This is a genomic window from Acinetobacter sp. YH16031, assembly GCF_013417335.1.
Classification (GTDB): Bacteria; Pseudomonadota; Gammaproteobacteria; order Pseudomonadales; family Moraxellaceae; genus Acinetobacter.
Genome location: NZ_VPED01000082.1, coordinates 1 through 3,962, shown reverse-complemented (window position 1 = coordinate 3,962; position 3,962 = coordinate 1). Strand labels below are relative to the sequence as shown.

The window sequence follows — 3,962 nt, the reverse complement described above, 5'->3', positions numbered from 1 at the left end:
CCCATGCTATCGTGGTTTTCCCGAAGGGCGCACTTAGCCATTGGATTTCATCCAATGGTGCGACAAGGGGTAAATCCCCTTTGTAATCCCCTGACCAACATATACATGTTGGTAATTTCGATAAATCGAAATAAAGAGCAAAAGCAAAATGGCGATATATCATTTTTCAGTTAAAACGATTAGTAGAGGTAATGGACGATCGGCCGTTGCTTGTGCTGCATATCGTTCAAGTGAAAAATTGGTATGCGATTTTTATGGAAAAGAACAAGACTACACAAGAAAAACTGGTGTCGAATTTACAAAAATCTATGCACCTGAAAATACAAATACTGAGTTACTCAAGCGCCAAACACTTTGGAATGAAGTCGAAAAGGTTGAACGTAGAAAAGATGCATTACTTGCAAGAGAGTTTGAGATTGCATTTCCCAGTGAGTTAAACGCTGAACAGCGTGAAAATATGCTCAATGAACTTTGCCGAAACCTCGTTAAAAAATACGGTGTCATCGTTGATGCTGCTATTCATGCACCTCATACAGACAGTGGAAGTGATGAACGCAACTACCATGCACACATCATGTTCACAACCCGAAGTATTAATGAGCAGGGTGGCTTTTCAGCAAAAAAATATAGGGACTTCAGTCGTGACAATGGCACAGAAACTGTAAGCCACTGGAGAGAATCATTTGCAGAGTTATGCAATCATCACCTGGAACAAAATGGATTTGATGAACGTGTCGATCACAGAAGTTATGAAGACCAGGAAAGTGACCTAGAAGCAACTCAGCACGAAGGTCCTCAAGCGACATACCTCCGGAGACGAGGGATATTTACAGAAATTAGTCTGAAAAATGATGAAATTAAGCTACGTAATTTAAAAATCAAAAAGGTCATCGCACTGGATGAAAACATCAAAGTATCTGAGGATCTTGTTCAAAAAGTACGAAGTGAGCTTCAGTTTCAATACTCTCAAGCTGAGTATTTAGAAAAAACTTCTCAGAAACTTTCTGAATTCCAAAATGAAGAATTATCAAAATTAACAACAAAATTAAACACGATGAGTTCTGCAATATCAGAACTACGCAAAAAAGAGCCTTTATTTTTTAAAACAAAATGGATCAATCAAATAAATGACCTGATCGACCAACACAACACCCAACTAGACATCCAAAAGCATATTTCTGGTCTTAGTGAAATAGAAAAAAAAGAGAGATATTCTGATCATTTAAATAAATGGACAGAAGAAAATCAGCTGCTCCAGCCTAAAAAGTCTTTTGCAAAATTTGACGAACCGAACATCACTGTTAAACAACGAAAACTTAATGATCAAATTTCAAATATAGATCATCAAATTTCTGAAATATCACGCAGAGAAACTGAGTATCAAGAGTATGTACGCGATCAAAGACTGGAGATCATAAATAGTTATATATTTGAAGAAGATAACTATGGAAATAAATACTTTAGTCCTCAAAATGGTGAAAAACAAAAGCGACTATATGCAGAAGAAATGGAAGATCTAAAAATCCAAGAATTGCATGCGGCTTTTACAAAAAAAATTGAGACCGAAGCGCAGCAAGAGTTTTCCCAAAAAAGAGCAATACAGCTCGAAAACGACCGAAAAGATCGTGAATCTAGAGAACAGCAGTTACGTAAAGAACGAGAGCAACAAGAACAACGCTATGCACAAGAACGAGAGCAACAAGAACATTTGGCATTTTTAAGACGCCAAGAACAAGAAAAACAGCAGAGAAATGAGCCTAAAAAGCCAGAAAATGACAATAACCATGACTACACGCCTTAGCAATCCCATTTAAGCGCAAAAAAACGGGGGTTTTAGCGACTTTTGATAGAAATACAGTAAAACTATAGTTGATAAAAATAAAATCGCTTAAAACGCAAATGAGAGCCTTTTAGCGAGTGTCTACGAGCGACACAACGAAAGGTTGCTTATTCCCCCTCTGAAAAACCGTTTTTTATTGAATTACTGGGGACAGTGATTAGCGAGTGTCTACGAGCGAAGTATTGATGCTTTTGCTCGTCAAAAAGCATGAGCATAGCGAATGCATTATTCATGTTTTGCTTTTTGAATCCTTGATCATATATGCAAAAAACTGCCCCCACGAAGCGAGTGAAACGAGCTTCAATAGAGTACGAGCTTTAGCGAGTACCAAGGGCAGTTTTAATAACTCACTTTGGAAATAAATTCCCTTTTATTCTTTTAAAAAGCTTTTAAAAGCTTTTAGACCCTCTGAAAACCTTATGCAGCAATAGTTTCAAGCGTTAAAAGGGTACAAATAGCATGATAAAGGGTACAAATAGCATGATTTTATCGTTTAAAAGGGTACAAATAGCATGATTAAAGGGTACAAATAGCATGATAAAGGGTACAAATAAATTATTGTACCCTTATGTTTATTGGTGTACATTGTTTTCTCATAAGGGTACAAAAATCATGTTCATTTTTTATAAGGTTTGATATCTGAATGAATAAAGAAAATAGTTATGATAAATCTTATCCAGTAACAACAATGGCTATTCAAAACAAAGTTACTGAATGCTTTAAAAGCATGTCTGTAGATGAAAAAAGAATTTTAATTATGGCTTCTCCGATTGCTAGAAATATCGATGCAAGTGAACAAGATCAAATCTTAATATCTGCTCAACAATTTGCTGATGACTGTGGTATCAAAGTCAATTCTGCTTATAAACAAATTGAAAATGCGTCAAAAAAACTAGTAGATCGGTCCTTTTCATACGTTAATGATAGGGGGAAAAAGGTCTACTCTAACTGGGTAATTGATGCTACTTATGAAGATGCAGGGATATCTTTAAGGTTTACATCTATTGTTTTGGTGATGTTGAAAATTTTAGATAAATACAATCCATACACTCGTTATAAAAAAGATGTAGTTCTAAAATTAAAAAAAGACTACTCAATAGACTTTTACCATTTAGCGAAAAAAAATCAGGCAAAAAATGGCTTTGAATTAACGCTAGATGAAATGTTTACAGAGTTTGGTTTACCAGAATCTTATAGAGATTTGAGGAACTTAAAACGAAGAGTTTTGAAGAGCTCATTAGATGAAATTAATGAATTTACCGATGTAACAGTTGACTATAGTCCAGTTAAAAAAGGACGTTCTGTTGTCGGCTTTAAGTTCACTGTGAAAGAAAAATCTAAGCCAAAATTAATAGCTCCTGAGCGAGATCCAAAAACAATAGATATATTCTGCAACCTGTCTGATGCTCAAATTAACAAGTACAGTGCTATTTTATCTAAACTTTCTGAGCTATCAGACCTAAGTAACTTCCAGGACTATCCTAGTTTTGCCCTTTGGATTAGTGGCATCTTACGAGATCCGAAAAGTGTAAGAGAGGAAACAGCAAAGCGGATTTTTAAAGCTCTTCATAGCAAGACGGATTTTAAACCATGAAAACTAGAGCTGAATTAGATGCAATGAGCCATCAAGAACTCAAAGACTATGAGCAAAGTTTACTTGCTCTGTGGACACCAAGAATGGCTATTGAAAGTGACATTGAAAGGTTAAGCACTAATCGCAACGAATTATTAGAAATTTTTAATCAATTAAAAAATCCTGATGCTCCTGAAAATGAGCGTTTAAAAAATTCTATTTTATCGCTCAAATATAAGATTGAAGATTTAGAAGATAAATTGGATGATCTTATTCAAGATAATCGCTTAAATCGTGCAGATTGAATTATTCAGTTTATTTAATTAAAACCGTGAAACATTGATCAAAGAATAGGCGTGGAACGTGAATAGTCACAAAAAAGCCGTTCCAGTGCGCTGAACCCTGGAACGTCTTAGTATAAGTTTATGATTTATATCGAATAAAAAACAGTATTTCGTATAAGGTGTATTATGTTAATTTTAGAAAATCTTCACTACTATTATTTTAAAATAAGCCTTATATCCAAGCATAAAACAAGGTTGTCTAGAC

The 3,962-nt window shown here is 34.9% G+C and carries 3 protein-coding genes; all 3 read left to right on the top strand.

Features of this window, described 5'->3' with window-relative positions:
• Nucleotides 1-148: 148 nt before the first annotated feature.
• The 3 genes from mobQ (at nt 149) to FTV31_RS15820 (ending at nt 3,718) form a co-directional block, all read left to right on the top strand.
• On the top strand, nt 149-1,801 hold the full coding sequence (gene mobQ / locus FTV31_RS15830; RefSeq protein ID WP_180015647.1) for a MobQ family relaxase: 1,653 nt from the start codon (nt 149-151) through the stop codon (nt 1,799-1,801).
• Nucleotides 1,802-2,483: 682 nt separating this feature from the next.
• Entirely contained in the window at nt 2,484-3,434 is a 951-nt protein-coding gene (locus tag FTV31_RS15825) for a replication initiation protein (RefSeq protein WP_004728629.1), read from the top strand.
• Entirely contained in the window at nt 3,431-3,718 is a 288-nt protein-coding gene (locus FTV31_RS15820) for a hypothetical protein (protein ID WP_004728627.1), read from the top strand. The genes FTV31_RS15825 and FTV31_RS15820 overlap by 4 nt, the downstream gene beginning before the upstream one ends.
• The last annotated feature ends 244 nt before the right edge of the window (nt 3,719-3,962 follow it).